This window comes from Pseudomonas sp. 1L-C-7-B-C1 (assembly GCF_057291635.1).
The window spans coordinates 201,809-224,415 of record NZ_JBXAWH010000013.1 but is presented as its reverse complement, the minus strand read 5'-3'; the positions used below and the strand labels follow the sequence as shown (position 1 = coordinate 224,415).

21 protein-coding genes and 2 pseudogenes are annotated in these 22,607 nt (G+C 60.4%); 9 read left to right on the top strand and 14 right to left on the bottom strand.

All coding sequences use genetic code 11. The annotated features are described in order from the left end of the window. Positions 1–419: 419 nt before the first annotated feature. The 4 genes from AC0Z8Z_RS20570 to rep form a co-directional block, all read right to left on the bottom strand. Entirely contained in the window at positions 420–1,235 is an 816-nt protein-coding gene (locus AC0Z8Z_RS20570; protein WP_485620328.1) for a sulfite exporter TauE/SafE family protein, read from the bottom strand. An 83-nt stretch (positions 1,236–1,318) separates the two neighbouring features. Continuing rightward, complete coding sequence (locus tag AC0Z8Z_RS20565) at positions 1,319–2,203, bottom strand: MBL fold metallo-hydrolase (protein ID WP_485620327.1); 885 nt, start codon at positions 2,201–2,203, stop codon at positions 1,319–1,321. 190 nt (positions 2,204–2,393) lie between these two features. Beyond that, positions 2,394–2,963: a xanthine phosphoribosyltransferase gene (locus AC0Z8Z_RS20560; RefSeq protein ID WP_485620326.1), complete on the bottom strand. Its 570-nt coding sequence runs from the start codon at positions 2,961–2,963 to the stop codon at positions 2,394–2,396. A gap of 39 nt (positions 2,964–3,002) precedes the next feature. Beyond that, complete coding sequence (gene rep, locus AC0Z8Z_RS20555) at positions 3,003–5,012, bottom strand: DNA helicase Rep (protein ID WP_122534146.1); 2,010 nt, start codon at positions 5,010–5,012, stop codon at positions 3,003–3,005. Between the two features lie 201 nt (positions 5,013–5,213). Between rep and AC0Z8Z_RS20550 the strand changes: the two genes are divergently transcribed. Beyond that, a complete protein-coding gene (locus AC0Z8Z_RS20550; protein ID WP_485620325.1) occupies positions 5,214–6,884 on the top strand; it encodes a putative bifunctional diguanylate cyclase/phosphodiesterase in 1,671 nt (556 codons plus the stop codon). Between the two features lie 180 nt (positions 6,885–7,064). Here AC0Z8Z_RS20550 and AC0Z8Z_RS20545 read toward each other — a convergent pair whose 3' ends face one another. Further along, positions 7,065–8,447: a NorM family multidrug efflux MATE transporter gene (locus tag AC0Z8Z_RS20545; protein ID WP_485620324.1), complete on the bottom strand. Its 1,383-nt coding sequence runs from the start codon at positions 8,445–8,447 to the stop codon at positions 7,065–7,067. A 163-nt stretch (positions 8,448–8,610) separates the two neighbouring features. Here AC0Z8Z_RS20545 and AC0Z8Z_RS20540 point away from each other — a divergent pair, with 163 nt between their 5' ends. Both AC0Z8Z_RS20540 and AC0Z8Z_RS20535 read left to right on the top strand, forming a co-directional pair. Beyond that, positions 8,611–9,531, top strand: coding sequence for a LysR substrate-binding domain-containing protein (locus tag AC0Z8Z_RS20540; RefSeq protein WP_133773820.1), 921 nt, complete (start codon positions 8,611–8,613; stop codon positions 9,529–9,531). A 218-nt stretch (positions 9,532–9,749) separates the two neighbouring features. Continuing rightward, positions 9,750–11,726 carry a methyl-accepting chemotaxis protein gene (locus AC0Z8Z_RS20535; protein WP_485620323.1) on the top strand — a complete coding sequence of 659 codons (1,977 nt, stop codon included), beginning with the start codon at positions 9,750–9,752 and terminating at the stop codon, positions 11,724–11,726. A 25-nt stretch (positions 11,727–11,751) separates the two neighbouring features. Here AC0Z8Z_RS20535 and AC0Z8Z_RS20530 read toward each other — a convergent pair whose 3' ends face one another. The 3 genes from AC0Z8Z_RS20530 to AC0Z8Z_RS20520 form a co-directional block, all read right to left on the bottom strand. Continuing rightward, on the bottom strand, positions 11,752–12,042 hold the full coding sequence (locus AC0Z8Z_RS20530) for a type II toxin-antitoxin system RelE/ParE family toxin (RefSeq protein WP_485620322.1): 291 nt from the start codon (positions 12,040–12,042) through the stop codon (positions 11,752–11,754). After that, the gene (locus AC0Z8Z_RS20525; RefSeq protein ID WP_485620321.1) at positions 12,029–12,328 is read right to left on the bottom strand and encodes a type II toxin-antitoxin system RelB/DinJ family antitoxin; all 300 of its coding nucleotides are present in this window, start codon (positions 12,326–12,328) and stop codon (positions 12,029–12,031) included. Before AC0Z8Z_RS20525 ends, AC0Z8Z_RS20530 begins: the two co-directional genes overlap by 14 nt. Positions 12,329–12,389: 61 nt before the next feature. Beyond that, positions 12,390–13,883, bottom strand: coding sequence for a YifB family Mg chelatase-like AAA ATPase (locus AC0Z8Z_RS20520; protein ID WP_485620320.1), 1,494 nt, complete (start codon positions 13,881–13,883; stop codon positions 12,390–12,392). Between the two features lie 181 nt (positions 13,884–14,064). On the opposite strand from AC0Z8Z_RS20520, the pseudogene AC0Z8Z_RS20515 reads away from it, so the two are divergent. Next, positions 14,065–14,621 (top strand): annotated as a pseudogene (locus AC0Z8Z_RS20515) (GNAT family N-acetyltransferase). Here the strand turns inward: AC0Z8Z_RS20515 and AC0Z8Z_RS20510 are convergent. The 3 genes from AC0Z8Z_RS20510 to AC0Z8Z_RS20500 form a co-directional block, all read right to left on the bottom strand. Beyond that, positions 14,594–15,526 carry a phosphatidate cytidylyltransferase gene (locus AC0Z8Z_RS20510; protein ID WP_485620319.1) on the bottom strand — a complete coding sequence of 311 codons (933 nt, stop codon included), beginning with the start codon at positions 15,524–15,526 and terminating at the stop codon, positions 14,594–14,596. The pseudogene AC0Z8Z_RS20515 and the gene AC0Z8Z_RS20510 overlap by 28 nt on opposite strands. After that, positions 15,523–16,149: a lysophospholipid acyltransferase family protein gene (locus AC0Z8Z_RS20505; RefSeq protein ID WP_485620318.1), complete on the bottom strand. Its 627-nt coding sequence runs from the start codon at positions 16,147–16,149 to the stop codon at positions 15,523–15,525. The genes AC0Z8Z_RS20510 and AC0Z8Z_RS20505 overlap by 4 nt, the downstream gene beginning before the upstream one ends. A gap of 155 nt (positions 16,150–16,304) precedes the next feature. After that, complete coding sequence (locus AC0Z8Z_RS20500) at positions 16,305–16,928, bottom strand: CDP-alcohol phosphatidyltransferase family protein (RefSeq protein WP_485620317.1); 624 nt, start codon at positions 16,926–16,928, stop codon at positions 16,305–16,307. A 327-nt stretch (positions 16,929–17,255) separates the two neighbouring features. Here AC0Z8Z_RS20500 and AC0Z8Z_RS20495 point away from each other — a divergent pair. After that, a pseudogene (locus AC0Z8Z_RS20495) lies at positions 17,256–17,372 on the top strand (addiction module antidote protein, HigA family); the annotation flags it as partial. A gap of 20 nt (positions 17,373–17,392) precedes the next feature. On the opposite strand, the gene AC0Z8Z_RS20490 reads toward AC0Z8Z_RS20495, so the two are convergent. Next, positions 17,393–17,677 carry an accessory factor UbiK family protein gene (locus AC0Z8Z_RS20490; protein WP_172610284.1) on the bottom strand — a complete coding sequence of 95 codons (285 nt, stop codon included), beginning with the start codon at positions 17,675–17,677 and terminating at the stop codon, positions 17,393–17,395. Between the two features lie 415 nt (positions 17,678–18,092). Between AC0Z8Z_RS20490 and glnK the strand changes: the two genes are divergently transcribed. From glnK to AC0Z8Z_RS20470, 4 genes are all read left to right on the top strand, one after another. Continuing rightward, positions 18,093–18,431, top strand: coding sequence for a P-II family nitrogen regulator (glnK, locus tag AC0Z8Z_RS20485; RefSeq protein WP_002555808.1), 339 nt, complete (start codon positions 18,093–18,095; stop codon positions 18,429–18,431). A gap of 34 nt (positions 18,432–18,465) precedes the next feature. Then, positions 18,466–19,803 (top strand): ammonium transporter, encoded by a 1,338-nt coding sequence (locus tag AC0Z8Z_RS20480; RefSeq protein WP_037016614.1) that lies wholly within the window; start codon positions 18,466–18,468, stop codon positions 19,801–19,803. A 249-nt stretch (positions 19,804–20,052) separates the two neighbouring features. Beyond that, positions 20,053–20,484 (top strand): secondary thiamine-phosphate synthase enzyme YjbQ, encoded by a 432-nt coding sequence (locus tag AC0Z8Z_RS20475; protein WP_122623534.1) that lies wholly within the window; start codon positions 20,053–20,055, stop codon positions 20,482–20,484. 93 nt (positions 20,485–20,577) lie between these two features. Beyond that, the gene (locus AC0Z8Z_RS20470) at positions 20,578–20,907 is read left to right on the top strand and encodes a hypothetical protein (RefSeq protein WP_122534138.1); all 330 of its coding nucleotides are present in this window, start codon (positions 20,578–20,580) and stop codon (positions 20,905–20,907) included. A gap of 109 nt (positions 20,908–21,016) precedes the next feature. On the opposite strand, the gene AC0Z8Z_RS20465 is transcribed toward AC0Z8Z_RS20470, so the two are convergent. Both AC0Z8Z_RS20465 and xerC read right to left on the bottom strand, forming a co-directional pair. Beyond that, entirely contained in the window at positions 21,017–21,712 is a 696-nt protein-coding gene (locus tag AC0Z8Z_RS20465) for an HAD family hydrolase (RefSeq protein ID WP_485620316.1), read from the bottom strand. Next, positions 21,702–22,607, bottom strand: coding sequence for a tyrosine recombinase XerC (gene xerC, locus AC0Z8Z_RS20460; RefSeq protein ID WP_485620315.1), 906 nt, complete (start codon positions 22,605–22,607; stop codon positions 21,702–21,704). The genes AC0Z8Z_RS20465 and xerC overlap by 11 nt, the downstream gene beginning before the upstream one ends.

Here is a 22,607-nt window from a genome sequence, read left to right as displayed (position 1 = left end):
TGCTCCTACAGTGGATTTGCGCCCGACGCAGATGTCGGCTACGCCACAAATTGTAGGAGTGAGCTTGCTCGCGATTGCGGTGTGTCAGCCGACATCCATGTCACAGACCCACCGCCTTCGCGACCGTCGTAACCTCCGGTTGCTCCTGCAGTGGATCTGTGCCCGACGCAGATGTCGGCTACGCCACAAATTGTAGGAGTGAGCTTGCTCGCGATTGCGGTGGGTCAGCCGACATCCATGTCACAGACCCACCGACTTCGCGACCGTCGTAACCTCCGATTGCTCCTACAGTGGATTTGCGTTGAGTACCCGCACAGTCCTGTAGGAGTGACCGGGGTAGCGCTCCACCTTGCTCGCGAATGGGGTGCGTCAGGCAGCATTCATGAGACTGACCCATCACCTTCACGAGCTGCACCCGCTCAGCCGAGGGTTTTGATCACCAGCAATACAGCGGCGAAAAAGCCGCTAACCGCAAACAACTGCTGCAACCTCGGGCCAGCGAGGTAGCGGCTGACCTGCCTGCCGGCCATCAGTCCGACGACGGCCCCGGCGGCGAACGGCAGCCCTACTGACCAATGCATCGCGCCGCTGACGCTGGCCGTGATCACGCTGCCGGTGGAGACCAGTGCGATCACCGCCAGCGACGTGGCGACGATGCTCTTCATCTCAAGGTCCGTGTAGCGGGTCAGCGCCGGCACGATGACAAAGCCGCCACCCACACCGAGCAATCCTGACAACAGCCCGGCCAATGCGCCGGTCGCCGCCAGGGAACGTGCGCAAGGCAGGGTCCAGCGCAGCCGACCCACCAGCGGATTGACCACGCAGGGCCTAAATGCCCCTCGATCCGGCGGCTTGCCGTGGCGCAGTTCGTGAGCGGCTTTGCGGTAGATCCGCGCGCAGACATAAAACAGAACCAGGGCAAACCCCAACGCCAGCGGCGCATTGGGCAGTTGATGCGCCAGCCAAAGGCCTACCGGCGACAGCGCAATACCAATGATCGCAATGAAGATGGCCGCGCGGTAGCGGACGATGCCTTGGCGCAGCCCGAGCGCTGCACCGACGGCCGAAGCCAGCCCGACGGCCAGAAGGCCTACCGGCGCGGCTTCGATCATTGTCAGGCCAAGCCCGAAAACCAGCAGCGGCACTGCGAGAATGCCGCCACCCGCGCCCGTCAATCCCAATACAGCGCCAATGATCGTACCGAGGCCGGCTCCGATCAGTTCGTGTTCATTCATCGTAAGGGAGCAAGTTCCGTGGGGGCTGTCAGGAGGTGGCTGTTCAGTGTGTGAGCGCGCCTGAGCGGCGCGCTGTGCAGACATTACAGCGCATTGATCGGAACTTTCAGGTAGCGCACGCCATTATCTTCCGCCTCTGGCAGGTTGCCGCCGCGCATGTTGATCTGCACCGAAGGCAGGATCAGCACGGGCATGTCGAGGGTGGCATCGCGCTTCTCGCGCATCTCGACAAAGGCGTCCTCGCCAATGCCTTCGCGCACGTGGATGTTGCTGGCGCGTTGCTCGGCGACGGTGGTCATGAACATCAATTCACGGCCGTTGGGCAGATAGTCGTGGCACATGAACAGGCGCGTTTGTGGCGGCAGGCTGAGAATCCGGCCAACCGAGCGAAACAGCGTGCGCGCATCGGCACCGGGGAAGTCGCAACGGGCGGTGCCGTAGTCGGGCATGAACAGCGTATCGCCGACAAACGCCACGGCTTCATTGCCAGCCTCGATCACGTATGTCATGCATGCCGGCGTATGGCCGGGGGTGTGCATGGCTCGGGCCTGCAGCGTGCCGATCTGAAAGTGCGCGTCATCTTCCAGCAGCCGGTCGAACTGGCTGCCGTCCCGGGCAAAGTCACCTTTGGCGTTGAACAGCGTGCCGAAGACTTTTTGCACGCGGGTGATGTGGCTGCCAATCGCAACGGTGCCGCCGAGCTGTTCTTTCAGGTACGCCGCCGCCGAGACGTGATCGGCGTGGACGTGGGTTTCCAGAATCCACTGCACCGACACGCCAAGCTCGCGAACCCTGTCGATCAGCCTGTCTGCGGACTGCGTGCTGGTGCGCCCGGATTTCGGGTTGTAATCCAGCACGCTGTCGATCAACGCGGCTTGAAGCGTGGAGCGGTCAATGACCAGGTAACTGATGGTCGAGGTCTGCGGATCGAAAAACGCCTCTACGCTCAGTTTTTCGCCAATTTCCATAACGTGTCTCCTGTTCTACTGACCGCACGAAATCTGTGGGAGTCGAGCTTGCTCGCGAAGGGGTCGGTACATTCACCGTAACCTCTGCGCCTGATAGCCCGTATTCATGAGCAAGCTCACTTCCACGGGGTTGCGTATTCGCAGGCCTAAAGCGCGGTATCAGCTGCGCAACCCCCAAGGTGAATCTGGATCAAACGAACGTCACAACGCCATCTTTCAGCGACTGCACGCGCGCCAGTGACTCTACACGATAGCCCTGACCGTCCAGTTCAGCGCGGCCGCCCTGGAACGACTTCTCGATCACGATACCCAGGCCGGCGACCGTTGCGCCCGCTTGCTTGATGATCGAGATCAGCGCCTGGGACGCCTTACCGTTGGCCAGGAAGTCGTCAATGATCAGCACCCGATCGCTGCTGTTCAAGTGACGGGTAGAAATGGCGATGGTGCTTTCGGTCTGCTTGGTGAACGAGTAAACCGACGCGGAAAACATGTTTTCAGTGAGGGTCAGCGACTGATGCTTGCGCGCGAAGATCACCGGAACGCCCATCTTCAAACCGGTCATGACCGCAGGGGCGATACCCGACGCCTCAATGGTGACGATTTTTGTGATGCCCGAGTCGGCAAACAGCGCGGCGAATTCGTCGCCGATCTGCTGCATCAGCACCGGGTCGATCTGATGGTTGAGAAACGCGTCGACCTTCAATACCTGATCGGAAAGCACGATGCCTTCTTCGCGAATTTTCTTGTGCAGTGCTTCCACGTGGGTGGTCCTCAGAGCGCGATGTGCGCGAAATAAACGTTATCTTTTCAGCATGGCGCGTATGTCCGCCAGGGCTGTGTTGCCGCGTACGGCTTTGACTTCGACGGGCGTGTCATCGTTGCCTTCCCAGGCGAGATCGTCCGGCGGCAGTTCGTCGAGGAACCGGCTCGGCAGGCAATCGATGATTTCGCCGTACTGCTTGCGCTTGGCCGCAAAGGTGAACGCCAGCGTCTGCCGCGCGCGGGTGATGCCCACGTAGGCCAGGCGGCGTTCTTCTTCGATGGTATCGGCCTCGATGCTGGAGCGGTGCGGAAGGATTTCCTCTTCCATGCCCATGATGAACACGTACGGAAATTCCAGGCCCTTGGAGGCGTGCAGGGTCATCATCTGCACGCCTTCGGCGCCGTCTTCCTCTTCCTGCTGACGTTCGAGCATGTCGCGCAGGACCAGTTTGCCGATGGCCTCCTCGATGGTCATGCCGCCTTCTTCGTCTTTCTCCAGGGTGTTCTTCAGCGCCTCGATCAGGAACCACACGTTGCCCATGCGGTAGTCGGCGGCCTTGTCGCTGGAGCTGTTCTGACGAATCCAGTTTTCGTAATCGATGTCCATGACCATGCTGCGCAAAGCGGCAATCGGGTCCTGCGTCGCGCATTGCTGGCGCACGCCGTCCATCCAGTGCTTGAAGCGTCTGAGGCGGTCGGTGAAGCGTGCGTCCAGATGTTCGCCCAGTCCAATCTCGTCGGTGGCGGCGTACATCGACACCTTGCGCTCGGTCGAGTAGTTGCCCAGCTTTTCAAGGGTGGTCGAGCCGATTTCCCGACGCGGCACGTTGATCACGCGCAGGAAGGCGTTGTCGTCATCCGGGTTCACCAACAGGCGGAAATAGGCCATCAGGTCTTTCACTTCCTGACGTCCGAAGAAGCTGTTGCCCCCGGACAGCCGATACGGAATCTGGTGGTGCTGCAGCTTCAGCTCGATCAGCTTGGCCTGATAGTTACCGCGATAAAGAATGGCAAAATCGCTGTACGGTCGGTCGGTGCGCAGGTGCAGGCTGAGAATTTCGATGGCCACGCGTTCGGCTTCGGCGTCTTCGTTCTTGCAGCGAATCACGCGGATTTCGTCGCCGTGGCCCATCTCGCTCCAGAGTTGCTTCTCGAAGGCATGGGGGTTGTTGGCGATCAGCACGTTGGCGCAGCGCAGAATCCGACTGGTCGAGCGGTAGTTCTGCTCTAGCATCACCACTTTCAACGACGGGTAATCGTCCTTGAGCAGCATCAGGTTTTCCGGCCGCGCGCCGCGCCAGGCGTAGATCGACTGGTCGTCGTCGCCCACAACGGTGAACTGGCAGCGCGTGCCGATGAGCATTTTCACCAGCAGATACTGGCTGGCGTTGGTGTCCTGGTATTCGTCGACGAGCAGGTAGCGCACCTTGTGCTGCCATTTTTCCAGAATGTCGGCGTGTTCTTCGAACAGCTTCACCGGCAGCAGAATCAGGTCGTCGAAATCCACCGCGTTGTACGCCTTGAGCGTGCGCTGGTAGTGGCTGTAGACGATGGCGGCGGTCTGCTCCTTGGGGTTGCGCGAATTGGCGAGGGCCTCGGGCGGCAGGATCAGTTCGTTTTTCCAGGCGCCGATCATGTTCTTGATCTCGTCGACGCCGTCGTCGCCCGAGTATTCCTTCTGCATGATGTCGGTCATCAGCGCCTTGACGTCGGTCTCGTCGAAGATCGAGAACCCGGGCTTGTAGCCCAGACGGGCGTGTTCCTTGCGGATGATGTTCAGGCCCAGGTTGTGAAACGTCGAAACGGTCAGGCCGCGTCCTTCGCCAGCGCGCAAGAGGGTTCCGACACGCTCTTTCATCTCCCGCGCTGCCTTGTTGGTAAAGGTCATGGCGACGATGTACTGGGCTCGGATGCCGCAGTTCTGGATGAGGTGGGCAATCTTGCGTGTGATCACGCTGGTCTTGCCGGAGCCAGCGCCGGCGAGCACCAAAAGAGGGCCGCCGACGTAGTTCACGGCTTCCTGTTGCCGGGGATTGAGTCGGGACATGGGGAAAAATGGGGCTGCCTGGAAAAGGGCGGGCATTTTAACAGGGTCAGCGGATTGTGCAGCCACCGTCCGACCCTGTGATGCGCCGCGCTATCTATATTTCGCCGTTTTGTTACATTTGCGTATTGCGGATGATTCTCGCGTTTGACGACCCTCATTCGAGGGTGCGCCAAGGTCTTTACGTTTGTGTGGGGAGTTAGCTTGTCTACGCCTGTCGAACCCTTGCGTTTGCTGCTTTTGGCGGACTCGCCCGAATGGCCGGCATCGTTGCGCGAGTGCCTGGCGCCGCTCGGAGACGCCGCTGTCCTTGACTGCGCGTCGAGCTGGGGCGCTGTTGGCCATCAAGCAGACCTCGCAATCCCCGGAATCCTTTTCACCACTGAAGCCCTTCAGCCCGCGGCCGGCCAATGCAACTGGCCCACCGTATTGCTTTTTGACACAGAGCCGGAGGAAGAGCCCGTCGGTGTCAGCGACTGGCTGGTGCGCGACGCGCTCACTCCGCAGGCCTTGCGTCGCTGTCTGCGTCATGTGCGCGAACGGGGCGTGCTGGAAACCACACTCAATCGCCTCGCCGAGCAAGATCCCCTCACCGGCATCGCCAACCGACAGGGCTTCCAGACGCTGTTGGCTGCCCGGCTCGCCGAGTTCGACGGCCGAGGTCTGGCGCTGGGGCATCTGGACCTGGACAACTTCCGCCGAGCCAATGACGCGCTGGGCCATCAGGCGGGGGATCGGCTGATCCTGCAAGTGGTCGCCCGGCTGAAGAGCCAGCTGGAGGCATGCGATCAACTGGCGCGACTGGGCAGCGATGAATTCGCTCTGCTGATCGACACACGACGCGCTCCAGAACGGGCGGAGTCCATCGCCGAGCGCATTACCGAAGCCTTGTCCGAACCGTATTGGGTCGACGGCGAAAGCCTGTTGATCGGCTGCAGCCTTGGCATCGCTTATGCGCGCCTTAACGGCGGCGCCGATCCGTTGATGTGGCACGCGCACATCGCCATGCAGCAGGCCAAGGGCACTCAGGGCTGCACCTTTCATGTCTTCAACGAACGCATCAACCGCAATGCCCGCAGTCTCGCCGATCTGGAAAGTGAGCTGCGACGGGCCTTGCGTCGCGATGAGCTAGAACTGCATTACCAGCCACGCCTGTGCCTGAATACCGGGCACATCCTGGGGCTGGAGGCACTGGTGCGATGGCGCCACGCCGAACGCGGTTTGCTACCGCCGAGCGAGTTCGTGCCGCTGGCCGAGCAAAGCGGGCTGATCGTGCCGCTGGGCTATTGGGTCATCGCCCGTGCCCTGCGCGACATGCAGGCCCTGCGCGAAAAAGGCGTGCCGCCGCTGCACATGGCGATCAACCTGTCGTTCCGCCAGTTTCAGGACAACCAGCTGCTTGCGACGCTTAGTCGGTTGATCGCCGACCGCGGCATTGACGCGCAATGGCTGGAATTCGAACTGACCGAAACAGCCGTCATGCGCCGCAGTGACTTGGTCAAACAGACCATGGACGCGCTGGGGCGCCTGGGTGTGCGCTTCTCGCTGGACGATTTCGGCACCGGGTTTTCATCCTTCGTGCACCTCAACAGCCTGCCGATCACGCTGCTGAAGATCGACAAGAGCTTCGTTGGCGAAATGGAGCAGCGTGAGGAAAACCGCAAGCTGGTCCACGCGATGATCAACCTGGCCCACAACCTCAGCCTCGAAGTGGTGGCTGAAGGTGTCGAAACTCCTGAGCAACTGGCATTGCTGCGCAGCTTCAATTGCGATCAGGCTCAGGGCTTTTTGATCAGCCACCCGCTGGCATTGCCGGAGCTGATGGAGTATCTGGCGATGGATCAGAACAAAGGGAATGCGCTGCAGAGCCAGTGAGCGGCGGCTCGTTCTTTGAACACACCTCGGAGTGATTCTGTAGGAGTGAGCTTGCTCGCGAATGCATGAGGTTAGCCGATATGGATGTCACAGACCCACCGCCTTCGCGACCGTCGTAACCTCCGATTGCTCCTACAGTCGGGTTTGTGACCGCCCCGGATTGTGAATACCCGCAGAGGCCTATCCCATCACCACAACGCCGGTCGCCTCTTTGCGCAGCAGCCGCGCCGTCTTGCGCTCGAATGCCCAGGTCAGTGCCACCGCTGAGCAAAGCAAGCCAATCGCCAATCCCCACCACACGCCCACCGCGCCTTGGTTCGCGAGAAACCCGAGGCCCCACGCCAACGGCGCGCCGACCACCCAGTAGCTCGCCAGTCCGATCAGGAATGTGGTCTTGGCGTCCTTGAATCCCCGAATCGCGCCCATGGCAATGGTCTGCGTGCCGTCGAGAATCTCGAACCATGCTGCGATTGCCAGCAGCTTCACCGCCAGCTCGACCACACCCTGGTATTTCGGATCGTTGACGTCCACGAACAAACCGATGACGGCGTGGGGCGCAACCCAGAAAAGAATGCCGAACGACAGCATCAGCAGCCCGCCGAAGCCAATCCCCATGCGTCCGGCGGTGCGCGCCAGCAACAGGTTCCCTGCGCCGTAGTGCAAACCGATGCGCATGGTCACCGCGTAGGAAATCCCGACCGGGACCATGAACGCCATCGATACCGATTGCAGGGCGATCTGGTGCGCGGCCATCTGGGTGCTGCCCATGGCGCCCATGCAGAACGCCGCAAAGGTAAACAGGCCGACTTCCACCGCATACGTACCGCCGATGGGCAGGCCCAGACGCCACAGCTCTTTCAGGCAGCTGCGCGAGAGTTTCATCAGTTCTTTGTGAAGGGGATACGCCGCGTAGGCGCTGTGATAACGAATGTGCAGGGCGAGGGCCAGAGCCATGGCGTTGGTGACAATGGCCGTGACCAGGCCAATGCCCATCAGGCCCCAGTGCGGCAGGCCGAACAGCCCGTGGATGAACGCATAATTGAGCCCGAAGTTCAGGGCCACGCCCACCAGACTGATCACCATTACCGGGGTGGCACGCCCCAGTGCGCTGGTGAAACCGCGCAGGGCCATGAAACTCAGCAGGCCAGGCAACGCCAATGGCAGCGTGATCAGAAACTCACTGGCCATGTGTACGTTAGCCTCGTCCTGACCGAAGTGCAGCAGGATCGGCTCAAGGTTCCACAGGATCAGCCCAGCAACCAAGGCCATGCCCCATGCCAGCCACAAGCCGGCCTGGGTCAGACGGGTGACCCCGGCGTGATCATTCGCGCCCTTGCGAATCGCAACCAGCGTGCCGACCGCCGCCATGACACCGACGCAGAAGAACGACACGAAGTTGTAGCTCGCCGCCCCTAGCCCGCCACCGGCCAGGGACTCCGGGCCCAGCTTGCCCATCATCACGGTGTCGGTGAACACCATCAGCATGTGCGCCATTTGCGAAGCAATCAGCGGCCCGGCCAGACGCAGGATGATCCACAGTTCTTTGAAAGCGTGCTGGTGCATGGTCTTTGCGCTCGGGCTACGGGTGTTGGCAGGCTGGTCATTGTGGGGATTGCGGCGTAGATGCACAAAGGGATAAATCCGATCACTCGCATGAGTAAAACTCATCCTGGCATTTCTGCAGTAGAGTGACTGCAGTTGCCCGACTCCCCGAGGAGCTACGCCGATGTCTCGCACACTTCCGCCGCTGTATGCCCTCCGCGCGTTTGAAGCCGCTGCGCGACACAGCTCGTTCACGCGCGCCGCTGAAGAACTGTCGATCACCCAGAGCGCCGTCAGTCGGCATATCCGCACGCTGGAGGAGCACTTCGCCTGCCGCCTGTTCCGCCGCAATGGTCGCAACCTGCAGCTCACCGAGGCCGCGCGGGAATTGTTGCCGGGTGTGCGTGAAGGGTTCTCCGCGTTGGAGCGAGCGTGCAGCGCGTTGATGGCCGAGGAGGGCATCTTGCGCATGAAGGCTCCTTCAACCCTGACTATGCGCTGGCTGCTGGCGCGGCTGAGTCGTTTTCGCCACTTGCAAGTGGGTAACGAAGTGCAACTGACCAGCGCCTGGATGGACATCGACAGCGTCGACTTCACCCAGGAGCCGTTCGATTGCGCGGTGTTGCTCAGCCATGGGCATTTCCCGCCGGAATGGGAGGCGACGTATCTATTCCCGGAATGGCTGATTCCCGTGGGCGCGCCGACGCTGCTGGATGACGCGCCGTGGGATGCCGAGCGACTGGCCGGCGCCGAACTGCTGCACCCCACGCCTGACCGTCGCGACTGGCGCCGATGGCTGGAGCGCATGGACTTGTCTGACCGGGTCTCGCTCAAGGGCGGGCAGGTATTCGACACGCTTGAGTTGGGCATGATCGCGGCGGCCCGGGGTTACGGCGTTTCGATGGGTGATCTGCTGATGGTGGCGGAGGACGTCGCTCAGGGCCGACTCAGCCTGCCGTGGCGCACCGCAGTCGTCAGCGGCGAGAACTATTACCTGGTATGGCCCAAGACTCGACCGGGCGGTGAGCGTATGCGCCGGCTCAGTGACTTTTTGCAGGGTGAAGTGCAGGCGATGGAGCTGCCGGACGTGACGATTCTGGAGTGAACCGCAGAGCGCAGGCTTATTGAAAAAGGGCGCCGAGACTGTCAGAAAAGGAAATAATTCCGTCCATAGAGGGGGTTGGACTCAAGTATTTCTTTTGGCGGCCGAAGGTGTAATGCAGAGCCGGTTCACCTCAATCGGTTCATCGATCCCCTCTATTAGATTCGTCCGAATGGTGTTCCTGAGATCAGGACGGTCCAGTCGTTCGGCAAGGAGCTCCAATGTCTCAGCCTCGCGCCCGAATTGCCTCGCAACTCGGCATCGCCCTGGCCGTTATTCTGGCCGTCGTCATCAGCGGCAGTACGCTATTCGCCTTGCGCTCTCTGGACTCGGCTAACCTGGTCATTCGCGAAGAGCACATGAGCAGCGAAGCCCGGTTGCTGGCCGACCAGTTGAACACGTTCCACAGCACGCTGCGCGACAGCACCCAGCGTTTAAGCGGGCTGTTTGAAAAGCGCTTTTCGGGTGGTTTGAGCGTCCAGGCCGATCAACAGATCGCGGTTGCGGGCGTGCAGACTCCTGCGTTGCTGCTGAACGGTACGGCTTTGAACAACGACTTCACGGAAGTCGACGACTTCAAGAAAATGACGGCCGGCGTGGCGACGGTCTTTGTGCGCAGCGGCGACGACTTCGTGCGCGTCAGCACCTCCCTGAGCAAGCAGGACGGCTCACGCGCCCTCGGTACCTCGCTGGATCACAAACATCCCGCCTACGACAAGCTGCTCGCCGGCCAGGGATACGTCGGTCGCGCGCTGTTGTTCGATCGCCTGTACATGACTCAATACAGCCCGGTGCGTGACGCCAGCGGTAAGGTCATCGCCGTGCTGTTTGTCGGTTTCGACTACACCGACGCGCAGAAAGCGCAGTTCGACAACCTGAAAAACTTCCGCATCGGCTCCACCGGCTCGCTGGCCCTACTCGACGAGCAGAGCAAATGGCTGGTGGCACCAGCGGGCGTGAAGGATCTGGATCAGGCAAGCACCACCCTGGCCGAGTTCGTCAAGACGCCAGGCGTTGGGCGGTTCTGGCAGGACGCCGGTGAAGACTTCTACACCGTCGGCGAGAAGTTTGCCGGCGGCCCGTGGACGGTTCTGGCGACGATGCCCAAGGATGAAATCAGCGCAGTGACCTGGAGCGTCGGCACGCAACTGGCCATCGGCAGCCTCCTGGCGATGCTGATCGCTGTCGCTGCCGCGATCTGGCTGCTGCGCAGCAAGCTGCGGCCGCTGTCGGCGTTGGTCAGTCAGGCGGAAGCGTTGGGTGCCGGTGATTTGAGCGCGCGCCTGAACGTTTCCAGCCATGACGAAATTGGTCAGCTGGCGGGTAGCTTCAACAAGATGGGCCAGGCGCTGGAAACCATGGTGTCCCACATCCGCACAGCAGCGCTGGAAGTCAGCAGCCGAGCCAACGCGTTGTCCGGCCTGTCGGGCGGTGCTTATGAAGGGATGGAGCAGCAATCCGGCGAAATCACCAGCATGGCCGGCGCAGTGGAGGAGTTCAGCGCCACGGCCCTGACCATCGCCGACAACATGGGCACTACCGAGCGCATGGCCCAGGGCAATGCCCAGCAGACGCGCATCGGTCGTACGTCCATGGAGGAGGCGTCGGCCTCGCTGGAGCAAATTGCAGGCTCGCTGAGCAGCACCGCGACGGTGATCGATACCTTGGGCCAGCGCTCGCAGGAGATTGGCGGAATTGTCAGCGTCATCACCTCGATCGCCGAGCAGACCAACCTTCTGGCCCTCAATGCCGCCATTGAGGCAGCACGCGCTGGTGAGCAAGGCCGTGGTTTTGCGGTGGTAGCGGATGAAGTCCGCAGCCTGGCATCTCGTACGCGCCAAGCCACCGACGAAATCTCCGGCATGATCAGCAGCATCCAGCAAGAGACCAGCAATGCGATCAACACCATGCAGCAAGGCAACGCGCTGATGCAGGAAGGCCTGTCGCGCAACGCCAAAGTCGCCGCAGCCCTGGCCCAGATCGACGAACAAAGCCGGTCGGCCGGTGAGCAATTCACGTCCATCACCACCGCGACCCAGGAGCAGAGCAACACGGCAACGCTGCTCAGCGCCAACCTGCAAAGCATCGCCCAGGCGAACAGCGAGCAACGCGAAGTCGTGTCCAACCTGGCGATCACGGCTCAAGAGTTGAACGCGGTGGCAGCTGACTTGCAGAAGGAAGTGGATCGGTTTCGGTGAGTTGAGTGACCACCGAGCTGGACATTCAAGCTGAGGGATTTAGGGGCCACTGTTGGGCAGCGTGTAAAACGCGAAGAATGAGAAGGGTCGTGGGGGTTTCGGCATACACCACCAAGTAGTTCGGAGCCACTACGATCTCCCTGGTTCCTGCTTCCCGACCAGCTTTATAAAGCCTTGGATGGCGAGGGAGGTGGTCGATGCGAACATCGATCTCCTCCTTCAAGCGCCACGCTGCTTTGGCGTCATGGCCGGCGATGTATTCAAGGATCGCCAGCAAATCGTCCTTGGCATACCTGCTCCATTCAATTGTCAGCACCGCGCTTCCTTTCGAGTAATTCGGTGGCGGCAGCCATGACGTCCTCGTGCGAATGCGTCGGCCCCGAGTCGTCCATGGCTTCACGCACCTTGGCCCTGAACCATTGATCGTAAGCATCCGGGTGTGCGCCAAGGCCCGCGGGCAAACCGCCTTCCCGGACCACCCGCGTGAGCAAAATACGCACGGCATCGGAGATGGTGAGGCCGAAGTGGGCCAAGGTCTCCGATGCCTGGTTTTTAAGTGCCAGATCAATCCTCACATGCAGCATTGAAGTTTGGGTTGTCATGAGGGCTACTCCTGAAAAAGATCACTATGTATCTCATCTGAGATACGTACAACGAAGATCTTCAATTCGTCGAAGGCCGATACTGCAGCGCCTCAGCAATGTGGCATCGGGCGATTGCGTCCACCTTCTCCAGATCAGCGAGCGTGCGCGCCACTTTCAGCAAGCGGTGGGCAGCGCGCAGGGACAGGTTCAGGCGTTCACACGCATTCTCGAGCCAGGCTTCGTCTTCCGGCAGCAACGCGCAGTGTTGACGCAGCGCAGGCAGGTCAAGAAAGGCGTTGGCACAGCCCTGGCGCCGTTGTTGGCGTTGTCGGGCTTCGGAGACCACTTCCGCTGCGCTGGCGCTTTCACCCTTGCTGTCTGCAGTGGCGGCCAAGGAGGTCGTTTCCCGAGCGACCGTCAGATGCAGGTCAATCCGGTCGAGCAGCGGTCCGGACAGCTTGTTGCGATAGCGCTGAATCTGATCGGTTGAGCAGCGGCAGCGCCCGGTCGGCTCGCCGTGATAACCACACGGGCAGGGGTTCATCGCGGCGACCAGTTGAAAGCGCGCCGGAAAGCGCACCCGATCCCGCGCGCGGGAAATGACGATGTGGCCGGATTCAAGGGGTTCGCGCAGGACCTCCAGCACCCGCCGATCAAATTCCGGAAGTTCGTCCAGAAACAGCACACCGTGGTGCGCCAGGGTGATCTCGCCAGGTTGCGGGCGACTGCCACCCCCGACCAACGCAGGACCCGATGCAGAGTGATGGGGTTGCCGAAAAGGGCGCTGGGGCCAACTGGTCAGCGGCGCATGACTGGCGACCGACTGAATCGCCGCCACCTCCAGCGCTTCGAGCTCATCCAGCGGCGGCAACAGCCCAGGCAAACGGCTGGCGAGCAGCGTTTTACCGGTGCCGGGGGGACCGCTGAAAAGCAGGTTATGCGCGCCGGCCGCGGCCACCAGCAACGCGCGTTTGGCAGCGGTCTGGCCTTGCACCTCACTCAAGTCGGGATACGGCTGCGTCTGCAGAATCAGGCCGTTGGATTTATAGGGCGGGATAACCGTGTGCCCATTCAAGTGTGACACCAGCTCGAGCAGATGACTGACCGCGATTACCTTCAGGCCTGACGCCAGACACGCTTCCTCGGCATTCACTGCCGGCACGATCAGCGTATGCCCTGCTTCCCGCGCAGCAAGCGCCGCGGGGAGCACGCCCTGCACGGGCCGAATCGCACCCGATAACGCCAGTTCCCCCAGACATTCGATGCCCTCCAACGCAAGCGTCGGCACCTGCGCGCTGGCGGCCAGCAAGCCAAGTGCGATGGCGACATCGAAGCGTCCGCCGTCCTTGGGCAAATCGGCAGGGGCGAGATTCAGGGTGATCCGCCGCGCCGGGAATTCCAGCCGACAGTTGAGGATCGCACTGCGCACCCGATCCTTACTCTCCTTCACCGCGCCCTCTGGCAGACCCACCAGCGTCAGACTGGGCAGCCCGTTGGCGAGATGGGTTTCAACGGTCACGGCAGGGGCTTCAACGCCAACCTGTGCACGGCTCAGAACGATCGCGAGGGACATGTCTTTCCTTGAAGGCAGCACCGCTTCCTGCGGCGAGCTGAAGGATAGTCATTGCTCTGAAGCTTGGCCCCGTGCATGTTCTACGGCATGTGTATGAATCGACTGGAGGTGGATCATGACCAGGACTGGAGTGCAGCCTGTACATTCTGAGGAAATTCTGACCGAAGAATCTCTCGAACCCATGTCCACTGCAGGCACTTTGGTCACCTTCGCCATAGCGGGAGCCGGTGACTTCGAAGCGCTTGTTGCCCTCCGGATTGACGCCATGCGTGAGAGCCTTAAGCGCATTGGTCGCTTCGATCCCGTGCGTGCTCGGGAGCGTTTCCGGGAAGGTTTTTCTCCCGAATTTACCCGCCACGTTGAGGTTTCCGGCGAGCGGGTGGGTTTTGTCGTGGTCAAGCCGCGTATCGACGGGTTGTTGCTCGATCACCTTTACATCAAGCCAAGCGCACAAGGATCAGGAATAGGCTCGATTGTCCTTCGTCAGATCTTCATGGAAGCGGATGCGGCGTCGCTAGATTGTATGTTGGGGCTCTGAAAGAAAGCGCTTCAAATCGGTTTTATACTCGTCACGGTTTTCAGTTCGTCAAAAAGGGCGAATTTGATAATTATTATGCTCGTCACCTGCTCAAGGCTGCCCAGCAGTGGGCACCTGACCCCTCAAGCATGGGTAGAAGTTTCGAATGCCAGCGCCATCATCCGGCCGGGATTCAAGTCCAGCCATACCGTACCAAGTGAAAGAAAATCGGCGCTGCGAAACAGACTGAGTCCAAACGGTCGAGCATGCCGCCGTGGCCTTCAATCATATGGCCCCAATCTTTCACGCCACGGTCTCGCTTGATCGCCGACATCACGAGACCTCCCGCAAAACCAAGTAGATTGATTAGCAGCGCGATGAGAAATGACTGCCAGGGATTAAACGGCGTGATCCACCATAACGCGGCGCCGATCAGTGAGGCGAGCAGGACACCTCCGACGAAGCCTTCAACGGTCTTTGACGGTGACAGATTCGGCGCAATCTTGCGCTTGCCCCACAATTTTCCACACACGTACTGAAGCACGTCTGACAACTGTACGACGATCACCAGATACGCGATGAGCAGAAGATTTCGGCCTTCATAGCCTGGAATGTCCAGCGTGAGCAACGCAGGCACCGAAGACACGCAATACACCGCGATCATCAACCCCCACTGCACTTTAGACGCGCGTTCCAGAAAGCGGACGCTATCCCCCGCTAGCGTCGAGAGGATAGGCAATAGCAGAAATCCGTACACAGGAATCAATATCGAGAACAGCCCATACCACTTGATATAAATCAGCAGATATTGCAGCGGCAGAGCCACGTAAAACGCCGCCAGCAGCGCCAGGTAGTCGCTGCCGCGGGTTGGGGTCAGTGTGAGGAATTCGCGCAGTGCATAGAAGGACACCGCATAAAACAGCACGATGACGGCGGTGGTCCCCAGCCAGAATGCCATTCCTATGACGAGGACCATGCCCCACCAGGCATTGATTCGGGCGTTGAGGTTGTCTACTACAGCGCTTGATTCGCTGCCAGTCGCACGCTTGAGGATAAAAGCGATGAGCGAAGCCACCAGCAGAAGCGCGCCGATTCCGGCAAAGAGTGTGAGGGTCTGCTTGTTCATGAGCTTTGGTTTTCCGGGTTCAGTGCCATCAGTGCTGCCCGGCTACGTTCAAGGAACAGACTTTTATCTTCTTCGGGTTCAATCCCGAGTGGCTTGCCAAAGGTCGTCGTACACAGCAGGGGGAGCGGGATCACGCGGCCTTTGGGCATCACTCGGTTAAGGTTGGTAATCCATACCGGAACGATCTGCACCTGCGGGTAACACTTGGCTAAATGATAGATCCCGCTTTTGAACGGCAGCACCTCTTGCCCCAGGTTGCGGGTGCCTTCGGGGAATATGATCAGTGAGTCCCCATTTTCCAACGCGTCTTGCATGCCTTTTAACGGGTTATCCGTGGCAGCCGTGCGATCGCGGTTTACTGATACGCCCTTGAACACGCGGTTGATGAGGTAGCGGCGTACAGGATTGGTCTGCCAGTAATCGGAGCCTGCCACTGGCCGGGTGGCGTCGCGAAGGGCTAAGGGTAGCGAAGCCCAGAGCAGTACGAAGTCGCCGTGGCTGCTGTGATTAGCGAAATAGATACGTTGCTCCGGATGTGGCGTGCAGCCTACCCACAGGCTGCGGGCGCCGGTCAGGGTACGCGCTGCGCCGGTGATTAACCTTGCGATCAGAGATTCGAGCACGGGACTTCCTTATGCTAAGTGGGCTGCTCGTGACTGAGGTGCACGAGAAGTACTGCCTTCCTTGGCGTATCGGACGCTGGCCCCTATCGATACAGAGGCGCAACGCTATCGCGGAGGTGAATGCGCAAGTCCGAACTTCGCGCACCGCATCATGCTTAGGCGGAAGGAGGGCACTCCTTCCCATGCCTGAGCCCTGCGCGCACTCGGTTGAACACTGTGTAGCAGAGCAATGCGCTCACCAGAACCAGCACCGCGTTAATCCATCCGGCGTCTCGCCAGCCCAGCGCGATGGATGTGGCTAGCGCACCAAATATGAATGCACGATCGCTTTTGCCCATGGGGCCGTCGTAGCGGCGTGTCGAGCCGACCATCGGACCCATTACGCCGGCGTATTCACTGAGCCACGCAAGGAGTGTGGCCAGCAGCGTCAGCGTCAGGCTCACATCAGGTATGAGCAGGAAGGGCAGGATGAGTGCGCTGTCTGCGAGCAGGTCGCACAGTTCATTCAGGTAAGCGCCCATTTCACTCTGCTGGCCAAACTCCCGGGCCAGCATTCCATCCATCGCGTTGAGCGCCATTCTCACCACCATCCAGATGGGTACGAGGATGAACACCCAAAGGTGTGAAGCGAAAACGGCGACCAAAGTGCCTACCAGGACTGAGCCCGCAGCGGCCACCACAGTCGTCTGATTGGCGGTGACTCCGTGATCGAAAAGGCGCCTCACCCAAGGTCGGAGCGCATTCTGAAATCTTGGCTTGAGCGTGTAGATCGAAGGCATCTGTCAGGTCTCTGCGAAGTCCAAATTCAAGCCATGGAGGCTGATGTGAACCGGGCACAAGCGTCCATGCTGGAATATCCGATTAGCTGCAAAGTGGTCTGCGTGCTGAAAATGATTCAGCAGGAACCGACGCCAGCAAAATCGTGCGAGTTAGCACCCAGGAGATGAAGTGAGAAGTCGTGAGCGGCGGGAAAATATCAATTCGCGCTCAGGAAATATGTAGGACCGATCTGAAAATGCAGGGATGGACTGTCGGAAGCCGGCTGACATAGCGCTGGCTGTGGAGAACCGGCTTGAGGCGGGCGAGAGCCAGTGCTCTGGGACTTCGAAACCACCCCGGAATTCTGGCTGAATTTGCAGCTCACCTGTGACCTGCGCCAAGCAGAGATCGAGCGAGGTGAAGCCATCAAAGCCCAGGTTCAGCGCATTGCGCACTGCGCCTGAGCACCCGCAGGGTTAAACGCTCAACCCTGTGGCTCAGCCCCCGGCGCTTTCGGCTGCGTCGCCAACTGCGCTTCCATCTCCGCCATCTTCGCTTCCAGTGCCTCAAGACGCGCGCGGGTACGGGCGAGGACGATCATCTGGCTGTCGAATTCTTCCCTGCTGACCAAATCCAGCTTGCTAAAACCGCTCTGCAGCAGCGCCTTGAACTGGGTTTCGAATTCGCTGCGGGGAACCGGGGTTTCGCCGTTGAACAGGCGGGACGCGTGGCCGCTCAGGGCGTCGAGAAAGGCTTTAGGGGCGAGCATGATGAAACTCCAGAATCAGAGGACGCGATTGTAGCACGCAGCTTTCGACCGTCCGCCACGCGCAACGCTCTGCACGCTTTTCGCGCATCCCCTCGGGCACGCGCGCACCGTTGTTGTGCGGCGATGGCAATCGACGACTACGCTGAAGCGTGAATTAACGGTTCAAGTGCCGAAATTCACGCCGATCGATGAGATGGCAAGCTTTCTGCTTAGTGGCTTGTAACCCATGCACTGATGCAGTCGCTGTGACGAATGCAGTGCGGCAGGCGGAGCGGGGAATGTTTCGTCAGAAGCGGTTTTCTGGAGTTGGTCAGGTCTCTTGCGGACACGACGCGTTACAAAGCCAGACACTGCGCTTAGACTTGAGTCGGGTTTGTTTTCCTGGGGCAAGTCCACCAATTCGGGAGAAAGTTTCATGAAGCTAGTCACTGCCATCATCAAGCCGTTCAAGCTGGACGACGTACGCGAGTCGCTGTCCGAAATCGGCGTGCAGGGCATCACGGTTACTGAAGTCAAAGGCTTCGGACGTCAGAAAGGCCACACCGAGCTGTATCGCGGTGCGGAGTATGTAGTCGACTTCCTCCCCAAGGTGAAGATCGATGTTGCGATCGACGACAAGGATCTGGACCGCGTTATCGAAGCGATAACCAAAGCGGCCAACACCGGCAAGATCGGTGACGGCAAGATCTTCGTGGTCAATCTGGAACAGGCCATCCGCATCCGTACCGGCGAAACCGATACCGACGCAATCTAAGCCGCCAAACCCCAACGCCCCAGGAGAAAACAATATGACTCTGCGTCAATTCGCAGGGCTAGGAGCCCTGTTGTCCCTCGTAACCCCTGGCTTGGCCATGGCGGCAGACGAAGTGGCAGCCCCCGTACTCAATTCCGGCGACACCGCCTGGATGCTGACCTCCACCGCGCTGGTGCTGTTCATGACCATCCCGGGTCTGGCGCTGTTCTACGGCGGCATGGTCCGCTCGAAAAACATTCTTTCCGTGATGATGCAGTGCTTCGCCATTACTGGCCTGATCAGCATTCTGTGGGTCGTCTACGGCTACAGCATGGCCTTCGACACCACCGGGATGGAAGCCAACGTCGTCAACTTCAACTCCTTCGTCGGCGGTCTGTCGAAGGCGTTCCTGGCAGGCATCACCCCGGCAAGCATCACTGGCCCTGCGGCACTGTTCCCGGAAGCCGTTTTCGTGACCTTCCAGATGACTTTCGCCATCATCACCCCGGCCCTGATCGTCGGCGCCTTCGCAGAACGCATGAAGTTCTCCGCGATGCTGATCTTCATGGCGATCTGGTTCACCCTGGTTTACGCGCCGATTGCGCACATGGTCTGGAGTGGCGTCGGCGGTCTGTTGTGGGACTGGGGCGTTCTCGACTTCGCGGGCGGCACCGTTGTTCACATCAACGCCGGTGTGGCTGGCCTGGTGGCGTGCCTGGTACTCGGCAAGCGTAAAGGTTTCCCGACCACTCCGATGGCCCCGCACAATCTGGGTTACACCCTGGTAGGTGCGGCCATGCTCTGGGTGGGCTGGTTCGGCTTCAACGCAGGTTCCGCAGCTGCGGCCAACGGCACCGCCGGTATGGCCATGCTGGTCACCCAGATCGCCACCGCTGCTGCAGCGCTGGGCTGGATGTTCGCCGAATGGCTGACCCACGGTAAGCCAAGCGCGCTGGGCATTGCCTCGGGTGTGGTTGCCGGTCTGGTTGCTGTGACTCCGGCTGCCGGTACTGTGGGCCCAATGGGCGGCCTGATCATCGGTCTGGCGGCAGGCGTGGTCTGCTTCTTCTGCGCCACCAGCCTGAAACGCAAACTGGGCTACGACGACTCCCTGGATGCGTTCGGCGTTCACGGTATCGGCGGTATCCTTGGCGCGATCCTGACCGGCGTGTTTGCAGCCCCTTCGCTGGGCGGCTTCGGCACTGTGACCGACATCGCGGCACAAGTCTGGATCCAGTGCAAAGGCGTCGGCTTCACGGTCATCTACACCGCGATCGTGACCTTCATCATCCTCAAGGTGCTCGACATGGTCATGGGCCTGCGTGTCACCGAAGAAGAAGAAGCGGTCGGCCTGGATCTGGCGCAACACAACGAACGTGGCTACAACTTGTAATCCACGCATGAAAAAATGCCCGGGTCTCCGGGCATTTTTTTGTCTGGGGTTTGTCGATAGGGATGTCCGCACAGGGGGCGGGTGTTCCAGGCAGGGACATCCGCTGCAATGCTCGGCCAAACCTGGCGATTCCGGACGCTTGAGAGGGCATAAATGCCCTTGTCCTGCGCCCGTAAAAATCGTCGCTCATTACGCACTTTGTTTTTTTTTCCAGCGCGTTAGAATGCGCGCCGAAGGGCGGAGAACGGTATGTGGCAACAGACCTTGATCACGCTGCGGGCAAGGCCTCGTGGTTTCCATCTGGTGACTGACGAGATCGTTGCGGGCCTTCGCGAATTACGCGAATGCCGCATTGGCCTGCTGCATGTCTGGCTGCAACACACCTCGGCCTCGTTGACCGTCAACGAGAACGCCGATCCGGCGGTACGTCGCGATTTCGAGCGGTTCTTCAACCGTCTGGTGCCTCAGGGGCGCGACGGTTACGAGCATGACGACGAAGGACCCGACGATCTGCCTGCGCACTTCAAAGCCAGTCTGCTTGGCTGCCAGCTGACATTGCCGGTTACAAATGGACGGCTGGCGTTGGGCACATGGCAAGGTATTTATCTGGGCGAGCACCGCGATGCAGGCGGAGCCCGTAGAGTCCTCGCCACGCTTCAAGGTGAGGGACACGACCGCTGAGAGTCTGCGGTAGTTGAATTTTTTCCGGCTGTCCAAGAAATCAAGCCCGGCTGGGCTATAACTAATCTGCTTGCGCAAGTCATGAGGTAGAACATGAGCGACGACGACATCGAAGAAGGTCTGGAAGACGAGCTGGAAGACGAGGAGGGCGGCGAGGGGCTCGCTGCGGCTTCCGATGAAGATGTAGTGGAGGTCGACGACAGCGCTGAAGTCTCTGCGACTCCGGCCAAGGGCAAGGCCAAGGCCGCCGTCTCGGTAGACGAATTGCCGAGCGTGGAAGCCAAGAACAAAGAGCGTGATGCTCTGGCTCGCGCGATGGAAGAATTCCTCGCTCGCGGTGGCAAGGTTGTGGAAGTGGAGGCCAATGTGGTCGCCGATCCGCCCAAGAAGCCTGATAACAAGTACGGCAGCCGTCCTATCTAAAGGCCGGTTGTGCGCTTGATGAAAAACCCGCTGTCGCTGCGGGTTTTTTATTGCCTGCGATCCGGGTTGCCGACGCAAAAGCCGGCATTCATACCGGGGGAGACCCGGATCAACCCCAGCGCGCCAGCACCTCGGGCAATTGCGTCAGGCTGCTGATCTCGGCATCCGGCGCTCTTTCAGCCTCCCAGACTTTGCCAGCGGGGTTGTACCAGATCGCCCGCATGCCGGCCTGCTGAGCACCGGCGATGTCGTCACCGGGGTGGTCGCCGACATGCACGGCCTGACTGGCATCGGCATTGCCGCGTTTCAGCGCTTCAACGAAGGGAGCAGGGTCTGGTTTGCCGATACCCAGGTCCTCGGCGCACAGAGCGAAGGCGAAATAATCGGCCAGGCCCAGGCGTCGAACGTCCGCATTGCCGTTGGTCACGACACCCAGCGTGTAAGACTTGGTCAGGATTTCCAGTGTCGGCACCACTTCAGGGAAGATGTCCAACTGGTGCCGCCCTTGAAGGAATACTTCAAAGCTCTGGTCCGCCAGCTCGTGGGCTTCGGCCTGACTGTAGCCAGCGTCCGCCAGGGCGTGAAACAGCACCGTACGGCGCAACGCACTGATCCGGTGCTTGAACGTCGGATCCTCTTCGATGAGTCGCGAGCGGATTTCCCACAGATGCTCGACCGGAACCGGCCCTAGCTTTGGCGCGTTGGCAGCCAGCCACTCACGCAGCTTGGCTTCGGCACTGACAATCGCCGGTGCGGTTTCCCACAGCGTGTCGTCCAGATCGAAGGTGATCAGCTTAATGCTCATTGTCGGCGTTACCTTTGCGCTTGGCCCGTGGATGGGCGCTGTCGTACACCGTGGCCAGATGCTGGAAATCCAGGTGGGTGTAGATCTGAGTGGTGGCGATGTCGGCGTGACCCAGCAGCTCCTGCACGGCGCGCAGGTCCTGGGACGACTCCAGCAAGTGACTGGCGAATGAATGGCGAAGCATATGTGGGTGCAGATTCTGGCCCAACTCGCGTTCGCCAGCGGCCTTGACCCGCAGCTGGATCGATCGCGGCCCGAGGCGCCGGCCCTGCTGGCTGACGAACACAGCATCGTCCTGTGGATTGGCCAGCGCCCGCTGCTTGAGCCATTCCTCCAGCGCTTCCCGGGCCTTTTTGCCGACCGGTAAAACGCGAGTTTTGCTGCCTTTGCCGAGGACCTGCACGAGACCGTCCGCCAGATCCAGGTCTGCACAGTTCAGTCCGGTCAACTCGGACAGGCGCAGGCCTGACGAATAGAAAAGCTCGAGGATGGCCTGATCGCGCCGGGCCAGGAAATCGTCTTCGACGCCGCCTTCAAGCAGTTGCAGGGCTCGGTCGGCATCAAGCGTTTTCGGCAGGCGACGCTCGCCCTTGGGCGGTGACAGGCCATTGGCCGGATCGTGATCGCAAAGGCCTTCGCGGTTGAGGTAGTGATAGAAGCCGCGAACGGCTGACAGCAGTCTGGCCAGGCTGCGCGAGGATTGGTCCTGCTGGTGGAGGCGCGCGACAAGGCTGCGCATGGCCTGAATATCCAGCGCTTTCCAGCTGTCGATGTGCTGCTTTTCGCAGAACGCCAGGACCTTGTTCAGGTCGCGGCGATAGGCTTCAAGCGTATGGCTCGACACTTGGCGCTCACTGCGCAGGTGCGTGCAGTAGGCGTCCAGTTGCCCTTCCAT

Bases quoted from the DNA above. Each gene is read 5' to 3' on its own strand.
- AC0Z8Z_RS20570 (WP_485620328.1), bottom strand. From the start codon at position 1,235: ATGAATGAACACGAACTGATCGGAGCCGGCCTCGGTACGATCATTGGC.
- AC0Z8Z_RS20565 (WP_485620327.1), bottom strand. From the start codon at position 2,203: ATGGAAATTGGCGAAAAACTGAGCGTAGAGGCGTTTTTCGATCCGCAG.
- rep (WP_122534146.1), bottom strand. From the start codon at position 5,012: ATGTCCCGACTCAATCCCCGGCAACAGGAAGCCGTGAACTACGTCGGC.
- AC0Z8Z_RS20545 (WP_485620324.1), bottom strand. From the start codon at position 8,447: ATGCACCAGCACGCTTTCAAAGAACTGTGGATCATCCTGCGTCTGGCC.
- AC0Z8Z_RS20540 (WP_133773820.1), top strand. From the start codon at position 8,611: ATGTCTCGCACACTTCCGCCGCTGTATGCCCTCCGCGCGTTTGAAGCC.
- AC0Z8Z_RS20535 (WP_485620323.1), top strand. From the start codon at position 9,750: ATGTCTCAGCCTCGCGCCCGAATTGCCTCGCAACTCGGCATCGCCCTG.
- AC0Z8Z_RS20525 (WP_485620321.1), bottom strand. From the start codon at position 12,328: ATGACAACCCAAACTTCAATGCTGCATGTGAGGATTGATCTGGCACTT.
- AC0Z8Z_RS20520 (WP_485620320.1), bottom strand. From the start codon at position 13,883: ATGTCCCTCGCGATCGTTCTGAGCCGTGCACAGGTTGGCGTTGAAGCC.
- AC0Z8Z_RS20510 (WP_485620319.1), bottom strand. From the start codon at position 15,526: ATGAACAAGCAGACCCTCACACTCTTTGCCGGAATCGGCGCGCTTCTG.
- AC0Z8Z_RS20500 (WP_485620317.1), bottom strand. From the start codon at position 16,928: ATGCCTTCGATCTACACGCTCAAGCCAAGATTTCAGAATGCGCTCCGA.
- AC0Z8Z_RS20490 (WP_172610284.1), bottom strand. From the start codon at position 17,677: ATGCTCGCCCCTAAAGCCTTTCTCGACGCCCTGAGCGGCCACGCGTCC.
- glnK (WP_002555808.1), top strand. From the start codon at position 18,093: ATGAAGCTAGTCACTGCCATCATCAAGCCGTTCAAGCTGGACGACGTA.
- AC0Z8Z_RS20480 (WP_037016614.1), top strand. From the start codon at position 18,466: ATGACTCTGCGTCAATTCGCAGGGCTAGGAGCCCTGTTGTCCCTCGTA.
- AC0Z8Z_RS20475 (WP_122623534.1), top strand. From the start codon at position 20,053: ATGTGGCAACAGACCTTGATCACGCTGCGGGCAAGGCCTCGTGGTTTC.
- AC0Z8Z_RS20470 (WP_122534138.1), top strand. From the start codon at position 20,578: ATGAGCGACGACGACATCGAAGAAGGTCTGGAAGACGAGCTGGAAGAC.
- AC0Z8Z_RS20465 (WP_485620316.1), bottom strand. From the start codon at position 21,712: ATGAGCATTAAGCTGATCACCTTCGATCTGGACGACACGCTGTGGGAA.
- xerC (WP_485620315.1), bottom strand. From the start codon at position 22,607: ATGGAAGGGCAACTGGACGCCTACTGCACGCACCTGCGCAGTGAGCGC.